At 74.4% G+C, this 18,828-nt stretch carries 2 protein-coding genes; both read right to left on the bottom strand.

Translation table 11 applies throughout. The features are described from left to right. Positions 1–76: 76 nt before the first annotated feature. On the bottom strand, positions 77–17,005 hold the full coding sequence (locus V8690_RS35975; RefSeq protein WP_338784234.1) for an SDR family NAD(P)-dependent oxidoreductase: 16,929 nt from the start codon (positions 17,003–17,005) through the stop codon (positions 77–79). A gap of 231 nt (positions 17,006–17,236) precedes the next feature. Further along, entirely contained in the window at positions 17,237–18,826 is a 1,590-nt protein-coding gene (locus tag V8690_RS35970; RefSeq protein WP_338784233.1) for an FAD-dependent monooxygenase, read from the bottom strand. Between the last annotated feature and the right edge of the window lie 2 nt (positions 18,827–18,828).

Genomic DNA, 18,828 nt, shown 5'->3' with positions numbered 1-18,828 from the left:
ATTCGCTGTCGGCACTTGACGGTGAGCGGGGGGCGCCCCAGAGGGCGGTGGTTCGGGCTGGATCGGGGCCGTACCTCTAGGTCCTTCTGAGGTTCTTGTCGATGAAGGCGAGGAGTTCGTCGGGCGTGGCCGCGGCGAGGTCGGCGGGGGTGTCGTCCGGGTGTCCGGAGGGGGCCGGTCCGGTGCCACCGGTTGGTGTGGTCCACCGCGCCAGCAGCGCGGCGAGCCGGGGCCGCAGGCGTGCGCCGAGGTCGCCGTCGGGGGGTGCGGCGGCCAGGGCGCTTTCGAGCCCGGCGAGTGCGGCGAGGGCGTCGGCGGTCCCGGGTTCGAGTCCGCGCCGGAACTCCTCCTCCAGGTGCCGGGCCAGATGTTCGGGCGTGGGGTGGTCGAAGACCAGGGTGGTGGGCAGGTCGAGCCCGCAGCTTCCGGCGAGCCGGTTGCGCAGTTCGACGGCGGTCAGGGAGTCGAAGCCCAGGTCGAGCAGGCCGGTCCGGGGATCGATCGCCGAAGCGGAGGACTGTCCGAGCACGCGGGCCGACTCGCGGCGCACCAGATCGAGCAACAGATGTGCGCGCTGTTCGGGAGAAGCCTGGATCAGGCGCGTGCGCCACGCGTCCGGCGGGGCGGCCGCCCCGGCTGCCGGCTTTCGGGGGGCCGGGGTGCGCGCGGTGCCGATCGTCTCGGACAGCAGGGGGGCGAGTGCGCCCTGTTCCGCCAGGGCACGCAGGGCTGCCAGGTCCAGCCGGACAGGGGCGAGCACCGCCGTGTCGGATCCGAGGGCGGCGTCGAAGAGGGCCAGCGCGTCACCCGTGCTCAAGGCGGCGATGCCCGACCTCGACATCCGGCCCCGTGCGGCCTCGTCGAGTTCGCCGGCCATGCCGCGTGGATCGTCCCACCAGCCCCAGGCCAGTGCGGTGGCGGGCAGCCCCGCGGCGCGCCGGTGTTCGGCCAGGGCGTCCAGGAAGGCGTTGGCGGCGGCATAGTTGCCCTGCCCGGCCGGTCCCAGGAGGCCGGCGACGGAGGAGAACAGCACGAACGCCGCCAGGTCCCGGTCCCTGGTCAGTTCGTGCAGGTGCCACGCGGCGTCCGCCTTGGGGCGCAGGACCCCTTGGACGCGCTCGGGGGTGAGGGACTCCAGGACGCCGTCGTCGAGGACTCCGGAGCAGTGCACGACCCCGGTCAGGGGCCGCGTCGTGGGGAGGGAGCCGAGCAGGGCCTCCACAGCGGCGCGGTCGGCGACGTCGCACGCGACGATCCGTGTCCGCGCACCGTGCCGGGTGAGTTCGTCACGCAGGGCCGCGGCGCCCGGCGCGGATTCGCCCCGCCGTGACGCGAGCACGAGGTGCCGCACGCCGTGTGCGACGACGAGATGCCGGGCGACGAGCGCGCCCAGCGTGCCGGTGCCGCCGGTGACCAGGACGGTGCCGGTGGGACCGAATGCCGGTGCCTGCGGGCCGGCGGGAGTGGTGCGCGGGGCGGTGAGCCGGGGGACGCTCACCGCCCCGGCACGCAGGGCCAGTTGGTCTTCGTCCGGGCGGATTGCCGCCGGCAGCGCCCGGGCCGACTCCGGCGTCCCGTCGGTGTCCACGAGCACGATCCGACCGGGGTGCTCGGCCTGTGCGGACCGGGCCAGGCCCCATGCGGCGCTCGCGGTGAGGTCGCGTACCCGATCGCCCGGCGCTGCGGTGGCGGCGCCCCGGCCGATCAGTACGAGGCGGCTCGCCTTGAGGCGTCGCTCCGCCGTCCAGGCGCGCAGCAGGTCCGCGGTGCGGTCGACCGCGGCCCGGGCCCGGGCGGGCAGGTCGCCGGCCCGTGAGTCGGTGAGGTCCGTGAGCGACACGAGTGCGGCGTCGGGTACGGGCGCGCCTCGATCGAGCGCGGCGAGGAGGGCGTCCAGGTCGGCGTACCGCGCGGCCTCCGGGCCGAACGCGGCCTCGGTCGCGGGATCCACCGGCCCGATCGACGCCCAGGTTCCGGCGGGCTCCTGCGGTGACGCCGGGCGGGAAGCCCGTGCCGGCCGCCAGCGGACCTCATACAGCGACCGGTGCGGGGCGCCGGCCTCCTCCGGCAAGGGGGCGGGGCGGAGGAGGAGCGAGTCGACGGCGGCGACCGGCCGCCCCTGCGGATCCGAGAGCTCGATCGCGAGGCTGTCGGCGCCACGCGGAGTCAGTCGCACGCGCAGGGCCCGCGCTCCTTCGGTGTACAGAGCCACTCCGTTCCAGGTGAAGGGCAGCCGTGGCACGGGCGGGTCGGCGAGGTCGGTGTATGCGGCCGCGTGGAGTGCCGCGTCGAGCAGCGCGGGGTGGAGGCCGTACCAGTCGGCCTCGCCTGCCACGGGGGCGGGCAGGACCACGTCGGCGAGCAGCTGCTCACCGAGTCGCCAGGCGGCGCGCAGGCCCCGGAACGCGTGACCGTACGCGACGCCGGAGGCGGCCAGCCGTTCGTACAGTCCGTCGAGTGGGAGCGGTGTGGCACCGACCGGCGGCCATGCGCCGGTGGTCGCCTCGGGTGCCGGGGCGTCGGGTGCGAGCAGTCCGGTTGCGTGTTCGGTCCACGGCTCGCCGTCGTCGGCGTGCTCGGGGCGGGCGTGAACCGTCAGAGAGCGTCGTCCGTCGGCGTCGCCGGGGCCGACCTTCACCCGCAGATGGACGCCGCCGTCCTCGGGAAGGAGCAGCGGGCTGCTCAGGGTGAGTTCGGCCACCCTGAAGCAGCCGAGGCGGGACCCGGCGTGGAGGGCGAGCTCCACGAACGCGGAGCCCGGCAGCAGGATGTCCCCATGGACCCGGTGGTCGGCCGGCCAGCTGTGCGTGTTCCCGGCGAGCCTCCCGGTGAACAACAGGCCGTCGGAGTCCGGGAGTTCGAGCAGGGCACCGAGCAGCGGATGCCCCGGCGCGTGCAGGCCCGCGGCCGTCACGGCGGCGCCGGCGGCGGGATTCGTCCCTGCCGCTTCGCCCGTCGGTTCCTCGGGGTCCAGCCAGTAGCGTGCGCGCTGGAAGGCGTACGTCGGCAGATCCACCCGACGGGCACCCGATCCGCCGAAGTACGTGCCCCAGTCGACGTCCGCGCCCCGGACATGCAGCCGGCCCACCGCGTCCGCCAGGGCGTCCGGCTCGGGCCGGTCCCGGCGCATCGTGGCCACGGCCGCGACGTCCGGATTCCCGTGTGCCGCGACCAGGGTGCCGAGCGATCCGTCGGGGCCGACGTCCACCAGGGTTCGCACGCCGTCCCCCGTCAGCCGCAGCACGGCGTCGTGGAACCGTACGGGCATGCGGACCTGCTCCGCCCAGTAGTCCGGCGAGCCCAGCTCCTCGGCCGTCGCGGCGCGGCCGGTGACCGTCGAGACGATCGGGATGACCGGCTGGTGAAAGGTCAGCCCCGCTGCCACCTCACGGAGTTCGGCGAGCATGGGATCCATCAACGCGGAGTGGAAGGCGTGGCTGACTCGCAGCCGGGTTGTCCGTCGTCCACGGGAGCGCAGCTGTTCGGCGGCGGCCAGGACCGCGTCGGTCCGGCCCGAAAGCACCACGGACGCGGGGCCGTTGACCGCTGCGAGGAACACCCCTTCGGTCAGCAGCGGGGCGACCTCGCTCTCGGACGCCTGCACCGCCACCATCGCACCGCCGGACGGCAGGGCCTGCATCAACCGGCCCCGCGCCGTCACGAGCTCCGCCGCGTCGGGCAGCGAGAGCACTCCGGCCACGTGGGCGGCCGCGATCTCGCCGACCGAGTGACCGGCCAGTCCTTCGGGCCGGATCCCCCAGTGTTCCAGGAGCCGGAAGAGGGCCACCTCGACCGCGAACAGGGCGGGCTGGGTGTATTCGGTCCGTGCGAGCAGCCCGACCGCATCCCCGTCCGCTCCGCCGTCCTCGTCGGCATCGATCACCTCGCGCAGCGGCCGCGCCAGACGACTGTCGAGCTCCCGGAGAACCTCGTCGTACGCCTCGGCGAACACCGGTTGCGCGCGTGCGAGTTGGCGTCCCATGCCGGGCCGCTGACTGCCCTGTCCGGCGAAAAGGTAGGCCACCCGGCCACCGTCGGCGCGGCCCGTCGCATCGCCGATCGCCCCGCTCCCGGAGGCCAACTCGTCGAGCCGGTCGAGGAAGTCCTCGCGCGTCGCCGCGACCAGGGCGGCCCGGTGCTCGAACGCGGCACGGCTCGTGGCCAGGGAATATCCGACGTCGAACGGGCGCAGATCGGGCCGCGCATCGAGGCGCTGACGCAGCCGCGCGGCCTGGGAGCGCAGCGCGGCGGCCGAGCGGGCGGACAACAGCCACGGTACGGCACGGCCGTCGGGCCGGCCGGTGGAACCGGGGGCTGCGGCGGCACGCTCCGGCTGTTCGGCCGGTGCCTGTTCGAGGACGACGTGGGCGTTGGTGCCGCTGATGCCGAAGGAGGAGACGCCTGCCCGTCGCGGACGGCCCGTCACCGGCCACGGCACGCTCTCGGTGAGCAGGGACACCGCGCCCGCCGACCAGTCCACGTGCGGTGTCGGCTCGTCGATGTGCAGGCTCCTGGGCAGCGCGCCGTGCCGCATGGCCATCACCGTCTTGATGACTCCGGCGACGCCCGCCGCCGCCTGCGTGTGGCCGATGTTGGACTTGACCGATCCGACCAGCAGCGGCCGGCCCGGCACCCGGTCCTGCCCGTACGCGGCGAGCAGGGCGGTCGCCTCGATCGGGTCGCCGAGGGCGGTGCCCGTGCCGTGGGCCTCCACGGCGTCGACGTCCGAAGGTGCGAGCGCGGCATCGGCCAGGGCCTGGCGGATCACCCGTTCCTGGGAGGGACCGTTGGGTGCGGTCAGGCCGTTGCTGGCGCCGTCCTGGTTGACCGCGGTCCCGCGTACGAGCGCGAGGACCGGATGGCCGTTGCGGCGCGCGTCCGAGAGGCGCTCAAGGAGCAGGACGCCGACGCCCTCGCCCCAGCCGGTGCCGTCGGCCGCCGCCGCGAAGGGCTTGCAGCGTCCGTCGGCCGCGAGACCGCGCCGGCGGGAGAACTCGACGAACGGCGTCGGGGTCGCCATGACCGTCACGCCGCCGGCGATGGCCAGGTCGCTCTCCCCCGTGCGCAGCGACTGGGCGGCCAGGTGCAGCGCCACCAGGGACGAGGAGCAGGCGGTGTCCACGGACACGGCGGGGCCCTCGAGACCCATCGCGTACGCCACCCGGCCCGAGGCGACACTGCCCGCCGTGCCGGCGCTGAGGTAGCCCTCGACCTCCTCGGGGAGCGTGCGCGCCCACGAGCCGTAGTCGTGGTACATCACGCCCGCGAAGACGCCGGTCCTGCTGCCGCGCAGCGCGACGGGGTCGATGCCCGCCCGTTCGACGGCCTCCCAGGAGGTTTCCAGGAGCAGCCGCTGCTGCGGGTCCATCGCCACCGCCTCGCGCGGGGAGATGCCGAAGAACCCGGCGTCGAACTCGGCCGCCGCGTCGAGGAAGGCGCCGTGCCGGGTGTAGCTCCTGCCGGGCCGACCGGGCTCGGGGTCATAAAGCCCTTCGAGATCCCAGCCCCGGTCGCGCGGCATGTCGCCCACGGCGTCGGAGCCGCTCGCGACCAGGGCCCACAGGTCCCCGGGATCCATGACTCCACCGGGATAGCGGCAGGCCATGGCGACGATCGCGACCGGCTCGTCCGGCACAGCCGCCGTGTGGCCCTTCTCCCGTGCCGGCCTGTCCCGCTCTGCTGACCCGGAACCCATGAGCCGGGCCTCCAGGTGGGCCGCGACGTGCCGTGGCGTCGGATGGTCGAAGACGAGCCCGGCGGGCAGCGTCAGACCGGTGAGTCTGCCGAGCCGGGTGCGCAGTTCGAGAGCGGTGAGGGAGTCCATGCCCAGTTCGGAGAAGGCGCGCTGGTCCTGTGCGGCTCCCAGGGCGTCCTCGGCGTCGAGGCCCAGCACCGCCGCAGCCTCCTCGCGGACGAGGGCGGTGAGCAGTCGGCGGCGCTCCGCCTCGCCCAAGTCCCTTACGCGCCGGCCCAGATCGGCGTCGGGGGCCGCGGAGGGCGCGGGGGCCGGTGTACGGGGGGCGGGAGAGGATCGTACGAGGCCGCGCAGCAGGACGGAATCGTTGTCGGGCAGGGTGAGATCGAGGCGTACCGGAGCCAGGTTCGGCTCGTCGGTCGCGAGAGCCGCGTCCAGCAGGGCGAGCCCGGTGTCGGTGGGCAGCGGGCGGACGCCGGTCCGCGCGAGGCGGGCCAGATCACTCACGCCGAGGCCTGCTGTCAGTCCGCTGCGCTCCTCCCACAGCCCCCAGGCCAGCGCGGTGCCGGGCAGTCCCTCGGCGCGGCGCCGGGCGGCGAGGGCGTCGAGGAAGGCGTTGGCGGCGGCGTAGTTGCCCTGCCCCGCGGATCCGAGGAGCCCGGCGGCTGAGGAGAACAGCACGAAAGCCGACACATCCAGATGCCGCGTGAGCTCGTGCAGCTGCCAGGCCGCGTCGGCCTTGGGCCGCATCACCCGGTCGAGCCGCTCGGGCGTCAACGAGGCGACGGCCCCGTCGTCCAGCACTCCGGCCGCGTGCACGACGGCCGTCAACGGGTGCTCGGCGGGGATGGCGTCCAGGAGCCCCGCGAGGGCGGCACGGTCAGCCACGTCGCAGGCGACGACGGTGACGGCCTCCGCCCCGGCCGCAGTCAGCGCCTCCCGCAGCTCACGCGCGCCGTCGGCCTCGGGGCCCCGGCGCCCGGCCAGCACCAGCCGGCGGACTCCGTGCGCCTCCACGAGATGCCGGGCGACCAGGCTTCCGAGCATCCCGGTGCCTCCGGTGATGAGGACCGTCCCGTCGGGATCGAGGGGCCGGCGTCCCTCCGATGAAGCGGGGGGTGAAGCGCGTTCGAGCCGGGGCACGTGAACGGTGCCGGTACGCAGGGCGAGTTGGGGTTCTTCGCCGGCGGACGCGGCGGCCAGGGCGGACGGGAGGGAGTCGGCGGAGTCGAGGTCCGCGAGGAAGAAGCGTCCGGGGTGCTCGGTCTGGGCGGAGCGCAGCAGGCCCCAGACGGCCGCGGCGGCGGGGTCGGGCGACTCGCCGGGAGTCACGGCAACAGCGGAGCGGGTCACGACGACCAGCCGGGAAGGCTCCCAGCAGGGGTCCGCCAGCCATTCCCGGGCCAGGGTGAAGGCCCACTCGGCCGTCGCCCTGGCGTGATCGGGCGGCGCGGCTCCGGCGGCGGGCTCCGAGGCAGCCACGGCGCAGACCAGGTCCGGAACAGGCGCGCCCGTGTCCAAGGCCCGACGCAGCGCCGCGAGGTCGGTGTGCCGCGTCGGCGTGCCGGCATCGGGAACGTCGAGCGACGAAGTGTCCGCGAACCCGGAGTCCGGACCGATCAGTGCCCAGCTCGGCGGGCCGGCGGGGCCGGCCTTCGGTGTGGGATCGGCGGCGGGCCAGGCGACGTGGTAGAGGTCCTGTCCTGCCGTCAGCTCCCAGGGAACCGGGCGCAGGACGACGGACCCGACGGCGGCTACCTTCCGCCCCTCCTCGTCGTACGCGGTGAGCCCTGCCTGCGTGGGGCCGGCCATGGTCAGCCGCACGCGCAGACGCTGTGCCCCGCCGCCGGTGAGTGTCACGTCCTGCCAGGCGAAGGGCAGGACAGCCGGAGTCCCGTCAGTGCCGGCAGTCGCGAGGCCGATGGTGTGCAGGGCCGCGTCGAACAGGGCGGGGTGTAAACCGTAGCGTCCGGCCTCGGCGTGTTCGCCCTCCGCGAGGGCTACTTCGGCCCAGACGTCCGCGCCGTGCCGCCAGGCGCGCGTCAGTCCCCGGAAGGAGGGACCGTAGCCGTATCCCCGGCGGGCCAGTCGTTCGTACAGATCGCTCACGTCCAGGGGCGACGTCCCGCGCGGGGGCCACTCGGCCGGTCCGTCGGGGCCCTGGCCGAGTTCGTCGGTGAGAGCTTGGCCGAGACCGTCTCCGGCCACGGCGACGAGCAGACCGGTGGCGTGGTGCGTCCACGCGGCGTCGGTGGCCGTCGCGTCGCCGTCGGCGCGTGAGGAGACGCGGATCTCCCGCCGGCCCTCCCCGTCCATCGGTCCGATCGCCACTTGGAGCGCGGTGTCGCCGTGCGCGGGAGTGACGAGCGGAGTGGTCACGCCGAGCTCGGCAAGGACGGGACGGCCCACCTGTTCCCCGGCGAACCGCGCGAGTTCGACGAACGCGGTGCCGGGCAGCAGCGCCGCCCCCGCTACCACGTGATCGCCCAGCCACGGCTGCGCCTCATGGGAGAGCCTGCCGGTGAGGACGTACTCGTCGGTCCCGGCGAGGTGCAGGGCCGTGGAGAGCAGGGGGTGGTCGAGTGGCCGTCCTCCTGGCGCGGTCGGTGCCGCCGCCCCCGTGCGCGGCGCGGGCGATGTCAGCCAGTACCGCCGGCGCCGGAAGGGGTAGGTGGGCAGGTCGAGGGGAGCGGCGGACACACCGGCGAAGAGGGTCACCCAGTCCACATCGGCGCCTTGGACGAAGTCCTCGGCGACGGAGACGGCGAGGCCGTGCGCCGGCCCGGACGGGGAGCCGTGCACGACTCCTTCGGCGCCCGCGGCGACCGAGGCGAGGCCGGCGGCGAACTCGTCCCGGCCGGAGCCGACGACCACGGCGCGGTGCTCGAACACCGCGCGGGTCGTGGCCAGGGCCCGCCCGACGGCGGCGAGACCGGGCAGATCATCGGACTGCGCGTACTCGGAGAGGACCGAGGACAGCCGTTCCGCCTGCGCCCGGAGCCCTGCCGCGGTACGGGCGGACAGCACCCAGGGCACCATCCCGTCGCCGAACGCCCCGCAACGGGCCGGCGCGGCCTCGGCGTCCTGGACCGGCTGACCGACCTCGTCGGCCTCTTCGAGGATGACGTGCGCGTTGGTGCCGCTGATGCCGAAGGAGGACACCCCGGCCCGGCGGGGACGGTCATCCCGCTCCCAGGGCACATCGCGAGTCAGCAGCGACACGGCGCCCGCCGACCAGTCGACCTGCGGCGACGGCTCGTCCACGTGCAACGTCCGCGGCAGAACACCGTGGCGCATCGCCATCACCATCTTGATCACCCCGGCCACACCGGCGGCGGCCTGGGAATGCCCGATGTTCGACTTCAACGACCCCAGCCAGAGCGGCCGGTCGACGGGACGCCCTTGACCGTAGGCCGCAAGAAGCGCCTGCGCCTCGATCGGGTCCCCCAGGCGCGTCCCGGTCCCGTGCGCCTCGACCACGTCCACGTCTGCCGCGGTCAGTCCCGCCGTCGCGAGCGCCTGACGGATCACCCGCTCCTGCGCCGGCCCGCTTGGAGCGGTCAGCCCGTTGCTGGCGCCGTCCTGGTTGACGGCCGAGCCGCGCACCACCGCCAGCACCCGATGGCCGTTGCGGCGCGCGTCCGACAACCGCTCCAGCAACAGCACGCCCACGCCCTCGGCCCAGCCGGTGCCGTCGGCCGCCGCCGCGAACGCCTTGCACCGCCCGTCGACCGCGAGACCACGCTGCCGCGAGAACTCGACGAAGACTCCCGGGCTGGACATGACCGTCACACCGCCGGCCAGCGCCAAGGAGCACTCCCCCTGCCGCAGAGCCTGCGCCGCCAGATGCAGCGCCACCAACGACGACGAACACGCCGTGTCCACACTCACCGCCGGCCCCTCCAAGCCGAAGGTGTAGGCGACCCGCCCGGAGGCGACGCTCGCCGCGCTCCCGGTGAGGACGTAGCCCTCGGCCGTGCCGGCGGGTTCCGAGAGCCGGGGACCGTACTCACCGGCCGAAGCGCCGACGTACACGCCTGTGTCGGTGGAGCGCAGGGCGGTGGGGTCGATGCCCGCCCGTTCGACGGCTTCCCAGGAGGTTTCCAGGAGCAGCCGCTGCTGCGGGTCCATCGCCGCCGCCTCGCGCGGGGAGATCCCGAAGAACCCGGCGTCGAACTCGGCCGCGTCGTAGAGGAATCCACCATGCCGGGTGTACGAGGTGCCCGTGCGGCCCGGCTCGGGATGGAAGAGCTTGTCGAGGTCCCAGCCACGGTCGTGCGGCATCTCGCCGATCGCGTCGCCACCCGCGGCGACCAGGTCCCACAGGTCCTCCGGAGAGGTGGCGCCGCCCGGGTAGCGGCAGGCCATCCCCACGATCGCGATCGGCTCGTCGGCCACGTCCCGGGATGCGTGCGCACGGCCGGTACTCCGCCCGGCTTCCTTCCCTCCGCTGAGGCGATCGAGGACGAACCCGGCCAGGCGGCGCGGGGTGGGGTGGTCGAAGATCAGGGTGGCCGAGAGCCGTAGGCCGGTCGCCGCATTGAGGCGGTTGCGCAGCTCGACCGCCGTCAGCGAGGTGAGTCCGAGTTCCGAGAACACTCGGTCCTCGCGGACCTGTTGAGCCGATGTGAAGCCGAGTACGGCGGCGACGGCGCTGCGCACCACGTCCAGCACGGCCGGTTCGCGCGCCTCCGCCTCGAGCTTCGCCAGGCGTTCCGCGAGGTGCCCGGCGGACGCCTCCCGGGTGCCGGCCCCGCCCTGCGGTGCGCTTCGGGCCTCGGGCAGCGCGTCGAAGAGAGGACGCGGGCGTGCCCCGGCGTGGGCCGCCGCGAAGCGCTCCCAATCGACGCGCACCACCGTGACACAGACGTCGTCGGCCACGAGGGCCTGTTCCAGGGCCGCGAGTCCGGTCTCAGGGGCAAGGCCATCCATACCGACGCGGGCGAACCCGCCCGCCACGGCCGCGTCCGCGGCCATCCCGGCCCCGTCCCAGGCGCCCCAGGCGATCGATACGGCTGGGAGGCCCTCCGCGCGGCGCCGCTCGGCGAGGGCGTCCAGATGCGCATTGCCGGGCGCGTAGCCGCCCTGTCCCGGCAGGCCCCAGGTGGCCGCCACCGAGGAGAAGAGGACGAACGCCGACAGGTCCCAGCGTCTGGTCAGCTCGTCCAGGTTGTGTGCGGCTGTGGCCTTGGCCCGCAGGGCACGGTCGAGCTGACTGGGTGTCAGCGCCGTGATCAGGGCGTCGTCGAGCTGTCCCGCCGCGTGTACAACGGTGGTCAGCGGCAGGTCTTCGGGCACCGTTTCGAGCACGGCGGCGAGCGCGTCGCGGTCGCCCGCGTCACAGGCGGCGAGGGTGACGCGAACGCCGAGCCCGATCAGTTCGGCACGTAACGCCGTTGCCCCTGGGGCCTGTTCGCCTCGGCGGCTGACCAGCAGCAGATGCTCGGCCCCGGCGGCCGCGAGCCATCGCGCCACATGGGCGCCCAGTGCCCCCGTGCCGCCGACCACCAGGGCCGTGCCGTGTGTGCGCCAGGATCCCGGCCCCTGCGGTGCGCCCTCGTGTGCCGCCGTCGCGGCCCGCTCCAGGCGCCGGGCGTACACACCGGACGGCCGCACGGCGAGCTGGTCCTCCTCACCCGGCGCGGTCAGCACGGCCCCGAGTCGCTCGGTCGACGCCTCGTCCGGCCGGTGCGGCAGGTCGATCAGGCCGCCTGGTCGCTCCGGATGCTCCAGGGCGACGATCCGCGCCAGGCCCCACACCTGTGCCTGCTCGGCGTGAGGAGGAGGATCGTCGGCGCCGGTCGACGCCGTGCTCACGGCTTCGGTCGTGGCGTACCAGACCGGGACGTCGGACTCCAGGTCGCCGAGCGCCTGGGTGAGGGCCAGCGAGGACGACAACCCCAGGGGCACGGAGGGGTGTTCGGGGAGATGGCCGTCGGTGAGGGCGAGCAGGGACAGGATGCTGGCCGGCCGGTGGTCGTCGAGGACGGTGCGCAGCAGCTCGGTGAGTGCTGACCGGTCAGCCGTCGGGTCCACGTCGACCCGGTGGATCCGCGCTCCCCGTGCGGTCAGGGCGCGTGCCGCCGCGTCGGCCCACGGGCCCGCGCCGGTTCCCGCCGCCCCCGCGGGGGCGGTCACGATCCAGGTACCGGATGCCGGCACGGCTCGTTCGGTGACCCGGTGCCAGCCGATCCGGTAGCGCAGGGCTCTCAGCGCAGCGTCGGCGCGGTACCGGCCGCGCCATGCGGCCAGAGCGGGAAGTGCGCAGGCCAGGGCTTCGGCGGGAAGGCCGTCGGAGCCGGCGCCGAGGCCCAGCTCGGCGAGCGCGCCGGCGTCTCCCTGCTCCACCGCCGCCCAGAAGCGCTGCTCCGCGGCGTCGGGACCGGTCGAACGGTCAGCCTCGCGCGCCCCGCGGGGCACGTCGAGCCAGTACCGCTCCTTGCGGAAGGGGTAGGTGGGCAGCTCCACCCGGCGTGCGTCCGTACCGTCGAACAGCAGCTGCCAGTCCACTGCGACGCCCTGGACGAAGTCCTCGGCGGCGGAGGTGGCGAGAACGTGCGCCGACCCGGACGCGGAGCCGTGCACGACGCCTTCCGCCCCCGCGGCCACTGCGGCGAGGCCGACGGCCAACTCGTCCCGGCCTGCGCCCACGATCGCGGCACGGTGCTCGAACGCCGGCCGGGTGACGGCAAGCGTGTACGCCACGTCGGCATCGCGTGCCTCCTGCCCCGCCTCCCGCAGGTGCGCGGCGAGGCGCAGCGCCTGTTCACGCAGCGCCTCGGGGCTCTTGGCGGACAGCACCCAGGCGAGCCCCGCGCCCGCGCGCTCACCGGCCGGTGCGGAGGCGGGCTCCGGAGCCGGCTCATGGCCATCGCCCTCTTCGAGGATGACGTGCGCGTTGGTGCCGCTGATGCCGAAGGAGGACACCCCGGCCCGGCGGGGACGGTCATCCCGCTCCCAGGGCACATCGCGAGTCAGCAGCGACACGGCGCCCGCCGACCAGTCGACCTGCGGCGACGGCTCGTCCACGTGCAACGTCCGCGGCAGAACACCGTGGCGCATCGCCATCACCATCTTGATCACCCCGGCCACACCGGCGGCGGCCTGGGAATGCCCGATGTTCGACTTCAACGACCCCAGCCAGAGCGGCCGGTCGACGGGACGCCCTTGACCGTAGGCCGCAAGAAGCGCCTGCGCCTCGATCGGGTCCCCCAGGCGCGTCCCGGTCCCGTGCGCCTCGACCACGTCCACGTCTGCCGCGGTCAGTCCCGCCGTCGCGAGCGCCTGACGGATCACCCGCTCCTGCGCCGGCCCGCTTGGAGCGGTCAGCCCGTTGCTGGCGCCGTCCTGGTTGACGGCCGAGCCGCGCACCACCGCCAGCACCCGATGGCCGTTGCGGCGCGCGTCCGACAACCGCTCCAGCAACAGCACGCCCACGCCCTCGGCCCAGCCGGTGCCGTCGGCCGCCGCCGCGAACGCCTTGCACCGCCCGTCGACCGCGAGACCACGCTGCCGCGAGAACTCGACGAAGACTCCCGGGCTGGACATGACCGTCACACCGCCGGCCAGCGCCAAGGAGCACTCCCCCTGCCGCAGAGCCTGCGCCGCCAGATGCAGCGCCACCAACGACGACGAACACGCCGTGTCCACACTCACCGCCGGCCCCTCCAAGCCGAAGGTGTAGGCGACCCGCCCGGAGGCGACGCTCGCCGCGCTCCCGGTGAGGACGTAGCCCTCGGCCGTGCCGTCACCGGCCTCGTGCGGACGCGATCCGTAGTCCGGCGCCATCAGCCCGGTGAAGACGCCGGTGGGGCTGCCCCGCAGCGTCTCCGGATCGATCCCCGCCCGTTCCAGCGCCTCCCAGGCCGTCTCCAGGAGCAGCCGCTGCTGAGGATCGGTCGCCAGCGCCTCACGCGGGGAGATCCCGAAGAAGTCGGCGTCGAAGCGGTCGGCGTCGTACAGGAATCCCCCGCGCCGGGTGTAGGAGGTCCCTGGCCTCGACGCATCCGGATCGTAGAGGGAGTCGAGGTCCCAGCCGCGGTTGTCCGGGAACCCGGAGATGGCGTCCCGGCCGTCGGCGACCAGGCGCCACAGGTCCTCGGGGCCGGTCACTCCGCCGGGGAAGCGGCACGCCATGCCCACGATCGCTATCGGCTCGTCCTGCGCGGCGGCGGGGGCGGGGTCGGTCTGCGGTGCCGGGCGTTCGCCCCGGTCGTCGCCCTGAAGTTCGGCCAGCAGGTAGGTCGCGAGGGCCCGGGGCGTGGGACGGGCGTAGACCGCGGTCGTCGGCAGTCTCAGGCCGGTCGCCGCGTTGAGCCGGTTGCGCAGCTCGACCGCGCCGAGCGAGTCGAAACCCAGGGTCTTGAAGTCGCGGCCCGCGTCGACTGTGGCGGCGGAGGGGTGGCCCAGCACGGCGGCGGCCTCCGTCCGGACCAGGTCCAGGAGCAGTGCGCGCCGGTCGGGTTCCGGTGCGGCGGCCAGCCGCTCGGCGAAAGACCGCGGTGCGCTGCGGACGGTCTCCCGGACGGCCGGGGACGTGGCGGCGGAGAGAGCGGCCGGAGTGGACGGCAGCCAGTACGCCCGGCGTTGGAAAGCGTAGGTGGGCAGGTCCACGGGCCGGGCTCCGCGGACGGCCGGGCTCCAGTCCACCTCGGCGCCGGTCACCTGGGCCTGCGCCAGGGAGGTCAGCAGCCGCGCGGTGCCGCCCCGGTCGCGCCGCAGCGTCCCGACGACCACCGCCGGGTCGTCGTCGGTGGTGAAGAGGTCGATGGTCTCCTGGACGCCCACGGCGAGGACCGGATGCGGGCTGGACTCGACGAACAGCCGGTGCCCGTCCGCGAGCAGGGCGCGGACGGTCTCCTCGAACCGGACGGTTCGGCGCAGGTTGCGGAACCAGTAGGCGGCGTCCAGTCCCGTCGTATCGGCGACGGGCGCCGCGGTCACCGTCGAGTAGAAGGCGATGTCCGTGGCCGCCCGCGGGGTGATGTCGGCCAGGGCGGTGAGCAGTTCGTCCTGTACGGCCTCCATACCGGGCGAGTGCGAGGCGTAGTCGACGTCGATGCGCCGGGCCCGTACGTCCTCCCCCTGGTAGGCGGCGAGCAACTGGTCCAGGACGGCCGTCTCCCCGGCGAGCACGGTGGAAGCCGGCCCGTTGACGGCGGCCACGGCGACGCGGCCCGCCCAGGGGGCGATCCGTTCGGCGACCTCGGCGACCGGCAGGGGTACGGAGACCATGCCGCCGGTCCCGGCCAGCCGGGCCAGGGCCTGCGAACGCAGGGCGACGATCTTCGCGGCGTCGCGCAGCGAGAGCGCTCCGGCCACCTGCGCGGCGGCAATCTCACCCTGCGAGTGGCCCACGACGGCGTCCGGTATGACTCCGTGGCCCTTCCACACCTCCGCGAGCGAGACCATGACCGCCCACAGAGCGGGTTGCACCACGTCGACCCGATCCAGCGACGGCGCCCCAGGGGCGGCGCGCAGCACGTCGCTGAGGGACCAGTCGACGAACTCGTCCAGGGCCCGCTCGCAATGCGCCAGCTGGGCGGCGAAAACCTCGTTCTCCGCCAGGAGCGCCCGTCCCATCGCCTGCCACTGCGAGCCCTGCCCCGGGAACACCAGAACGGTCCGGCCCGCCGTGGGCCGGACCTTTCCGACCACGGTGTTCTGGGCGGACCGGCCGTCGGACACGGCGGCGAGGCCCGCGAGGAACTCCTCGCGACTGGCTCCGACGACGACCGCGCGGTGCTCGAACAGCGAGCGGGTGGTCGCCAGGGCGTGGCCGACGTCCGTGACGTCGAGTTCATCGCGGTCGGTCACGAAAGCGGCCAGCCGAGCGGCCTGTGCCCGCAGCGCCTCGGCCGTCCGGGCCGAGAGCGTCCACGGCACCGCCGTCTCGGGCCCCGCCTGCGGCGCTTCGCCCGTCGCAGCCACACCCGTCGGCCCGGGCGTCGGCAGCTCGCCGCGTGGTGGCTCGGACAGCACCACATGGCAGTTGGTACCGCCCATCCCGAAGGAGCTGACGCCCGCGACGAGTTCCAGCCGCTCGTCGGGCCAGGAGGAGAGCGCGGTGTGAACGTGGAGATTCAGCTCGCCCAGCGGGATCCGCGGGTGGGGCGTCTCGTGGTGCAGGCTCGGCGGCAGCCGGCGGTGCCGGATGCTCAAGGCGACCTTGAGGAGCCCGGCGATACCGGCGGCGCCCTCCAGGTGGCCGATGTTGGTCTTGACGGAACCGACGTGCAGCGCAGGCGTCCCCGCGGAGCGGGCACGGCCGAGCGCGGCGCCCAGGGCGGCGGCCTCGACGGGGTCGCCGACCGGGGTCCCCGTCCCGTGGAGTTCGACGTACTGCACCTCGTCCGGGCGGGTCCCGGCGCGTTCGTGGGCCCGGCGGACGACCTCTTCCTGTGCCCGGACGCTCGGTGCGGTGAGCCCGTCGCCGCCGCCGTCGTTGTTCATGGCGCTGCCACGGATCACGCAGTGGACGGGGTCGCCGTCGGCGAGCGCCCGGTCGAGGGGCTTGAGGACGACGAACCCGCCGCCCTCACCCCGTACGTAGCCGTCGGCGCGGGCGTCGAAGATGCGGATCCGGCCTTGCGGGGACTGGCCGCCCATCTTGGCCGCTGTGACCGCGTTCTCCGGCGCGAGGATCAAATTCACCCCGCCCGCGAGCGCCAGCTCGCTCTCCCCGCGCCGCAGGCTCTCGCACGCCAGGTGCACCGCGACCAGGGACGAGGACTGTGCCGAGTCGACGGTCAGGCTGGGCCCGCGCAGCCCCAGGCAGTAGGAGACCCGGTTGGCGATGACACCGCGCTGCAGACCGGTCAGCCAATGGCGGGTGACGGCTTCGGTGCCGGCCCTGCGCAGCAGCGTGGCGTAGTCGTCCCAGACACAGCCGACGAACACCCCGGTGCGGCTGCCCTCGATCCGTTCGGGGACGATCCTGGCGTCCTGGAGGGCCTCCCAGCCGAGTTCCAGCATCAACCGCTGCTGGGGGTCCATGGCCAGTGCCTCGCGGGGACCGATCCCGAAGAACTCGGCGTCGAACCCGGTGACCAAGGACCAGTCCAGGAACCCACCGTGCCGCACGTCGGCCCTGCCAGGTGCCCCCATGTCCCCGTCGCCGTACAGCGCCTCGGCGTCCCAGCGTTCGGCGGGGGTCGGACCGACGGCGTCCACGCCTGCGCGCAGGAGGTTCCAGTACTCCTGCGGTGAGGACGCCCCGGGCAGCCGGCAGGACATGCCGACGACCGCGATGGCCATGTCCTCCTGCCGCCGGTCCGTCCGCGGGCAGGTGCTGTCCTGTACGGGGTTCATGGAGCCCTTCCTGGGTCGCTGCCATTCGTCACGCCGTCTGTCACACGGTTGAGCGCGTCACCCTCTTGACGTCCGGGCCGTTCCCGGGACCGGCACCACGCGGCCGGTGTCCTTTCGCTGTTCCAGCAGGTCGTGGAAGCCGATGCCTCGGCAGTACGGCGGTCCTCGGCGGCGCGGTCGGTCTCCCGGCCGTCAACTCCCGGAAACCCTCCTGGGCTTCGGTGTCCGACGTCACCTTCTGCCTCCCCTGGGCCGCACCTCGCCGTCCCGGCCCCGCACCCCTCCTGACCTGTGCACCGGCGCGCTACTGTTCCCACCGCCGGAGAAGCCCCATGCCGCGCCGGACCCGACCCCGCGCCTCTCGTCCCGTCGGCCGGCGGACCCGGCCCGGCGTGTCCGCACCGGCCACCGCTCCAGCTCCGCGCGGAGTCCGGCGGGATCCGGCTCGTCAGCGGCCCAGGCGATGTGACCGTCCGGGCGGACCAGCAGTGTGCGGCGGAGACCCCCGGCGGGTGCCGCGATCTGCAGCCACGCGTTCTCCGGCACCGGTCGACCCCGGGTGACCAGCACGAAGCTCCCGCCGCGCAGCACCTCGTACAGTCGCTGCCCGTCCGCGAGCCGCACATCGGGCATCCGCCGACCGGTGAGCCGGTGGCTGCCGGGCGGCGCCGGGTAGGCGATGCCGATGCCGGACAGCCGACTCTCACCCCATGCCGTGAGCGAACTCAGCCGGGAGACCAACGGCAGGGCCAGGTCCCGCAGCCGTCGCACGGTCCGGCTTCGCGGGGCGCTCAGCACGCCCCGGGTGATCGCACCGGAGATCCGCAGTGTCTGCCTGCCGACCGGATGGCGCTCCCGCTCATAGGAGTCGAGCAGCGACTCCCCGCCCCGGCCCTGCACCACAGCGGCCAGCTTCCAGCCCAGGTTGGCGGCATCCTGCAGCCCCGTGTTCATGCCCATGCCGCCGGCGGGCGAGTGCACGTGCGCGGCGTCGCCGGCCAGCAGCACCCGGCCCTCTCGGTAGCGCACCGCCTGCCGCTCGTCGCTGTGGAAGCGCGATATCCAGCGCGGAGCGTGCATGCCGTAGTCGGAGCCGAGCACCCGGTGCAGCAGCCCGGCCAGTTCCGCCGCCTCCACCGGATCGTCGTCGGGGCGGTCGTCTCCGGCCACCCAGCCGATCGCCCGGTACCAGCCGTCGCCGAACGGCACCAGCGAGGCGAAGCCGTACTGGTTGGCGTTGGTGGTCACCGCCTCGGTGGGCAGGTCCGCCAGCCGGACGTCGGCCAGCATCACCGAGCGCAGGACCGATCGCCCGGGGAAGCCGATCCCGGTCAGGCGCCGGACCGCACTGCGTACCCCGTCGCACCCGACCAGGTACGCGCCGCGGAAGGTACCCGCCCCGGCCGTCTCGGCCTCGACGCCGTCGGCCCGCTGACGCACGGCGACCAGATCGGCGCCCCGCACGATCCGCACACCGGCGGCGAGCGCCCGCCGTTCCAGCAGCCGCTCGGTGTGGTACTGCGGGGTGATCAGCACGAACGGATAGCGGGTGCGCAGTCGGTGCAGATGCAGTTCGAGTCTGCCGAAGACTCCCACGACGGGCGCCGTCCTGCCGAGGCCGACCAGTTCGTCGCCGAGTCCGCGGGCGTCCAGCACCTCCAGGCTGCGGGCATGCACCGCGAAGGCGCGGGTCAGGTTGGCGTCGGCGTGCTCACGCCGCTCCAACAGGGTGACCCGCACCCCGGCGGCGGCCAGGTCTCCGGCCAGCAGCAGGCCGGTGGGTCCCGCCCCGACCACCAGCACGTCCGCAGCCTCGGTCATCC

It is taken from the genome of Streptomyces sp. DG1A-41 (assembly GCF_037055355.1).
GTDB lineage: Bacteria > Actinomycetota > Actinomycetes > Streptomycetales > Streptomycetaceae > Streptomyces.
This window is presented reverse-complemented; position numbering and strand designations above follow the sequence as displayed.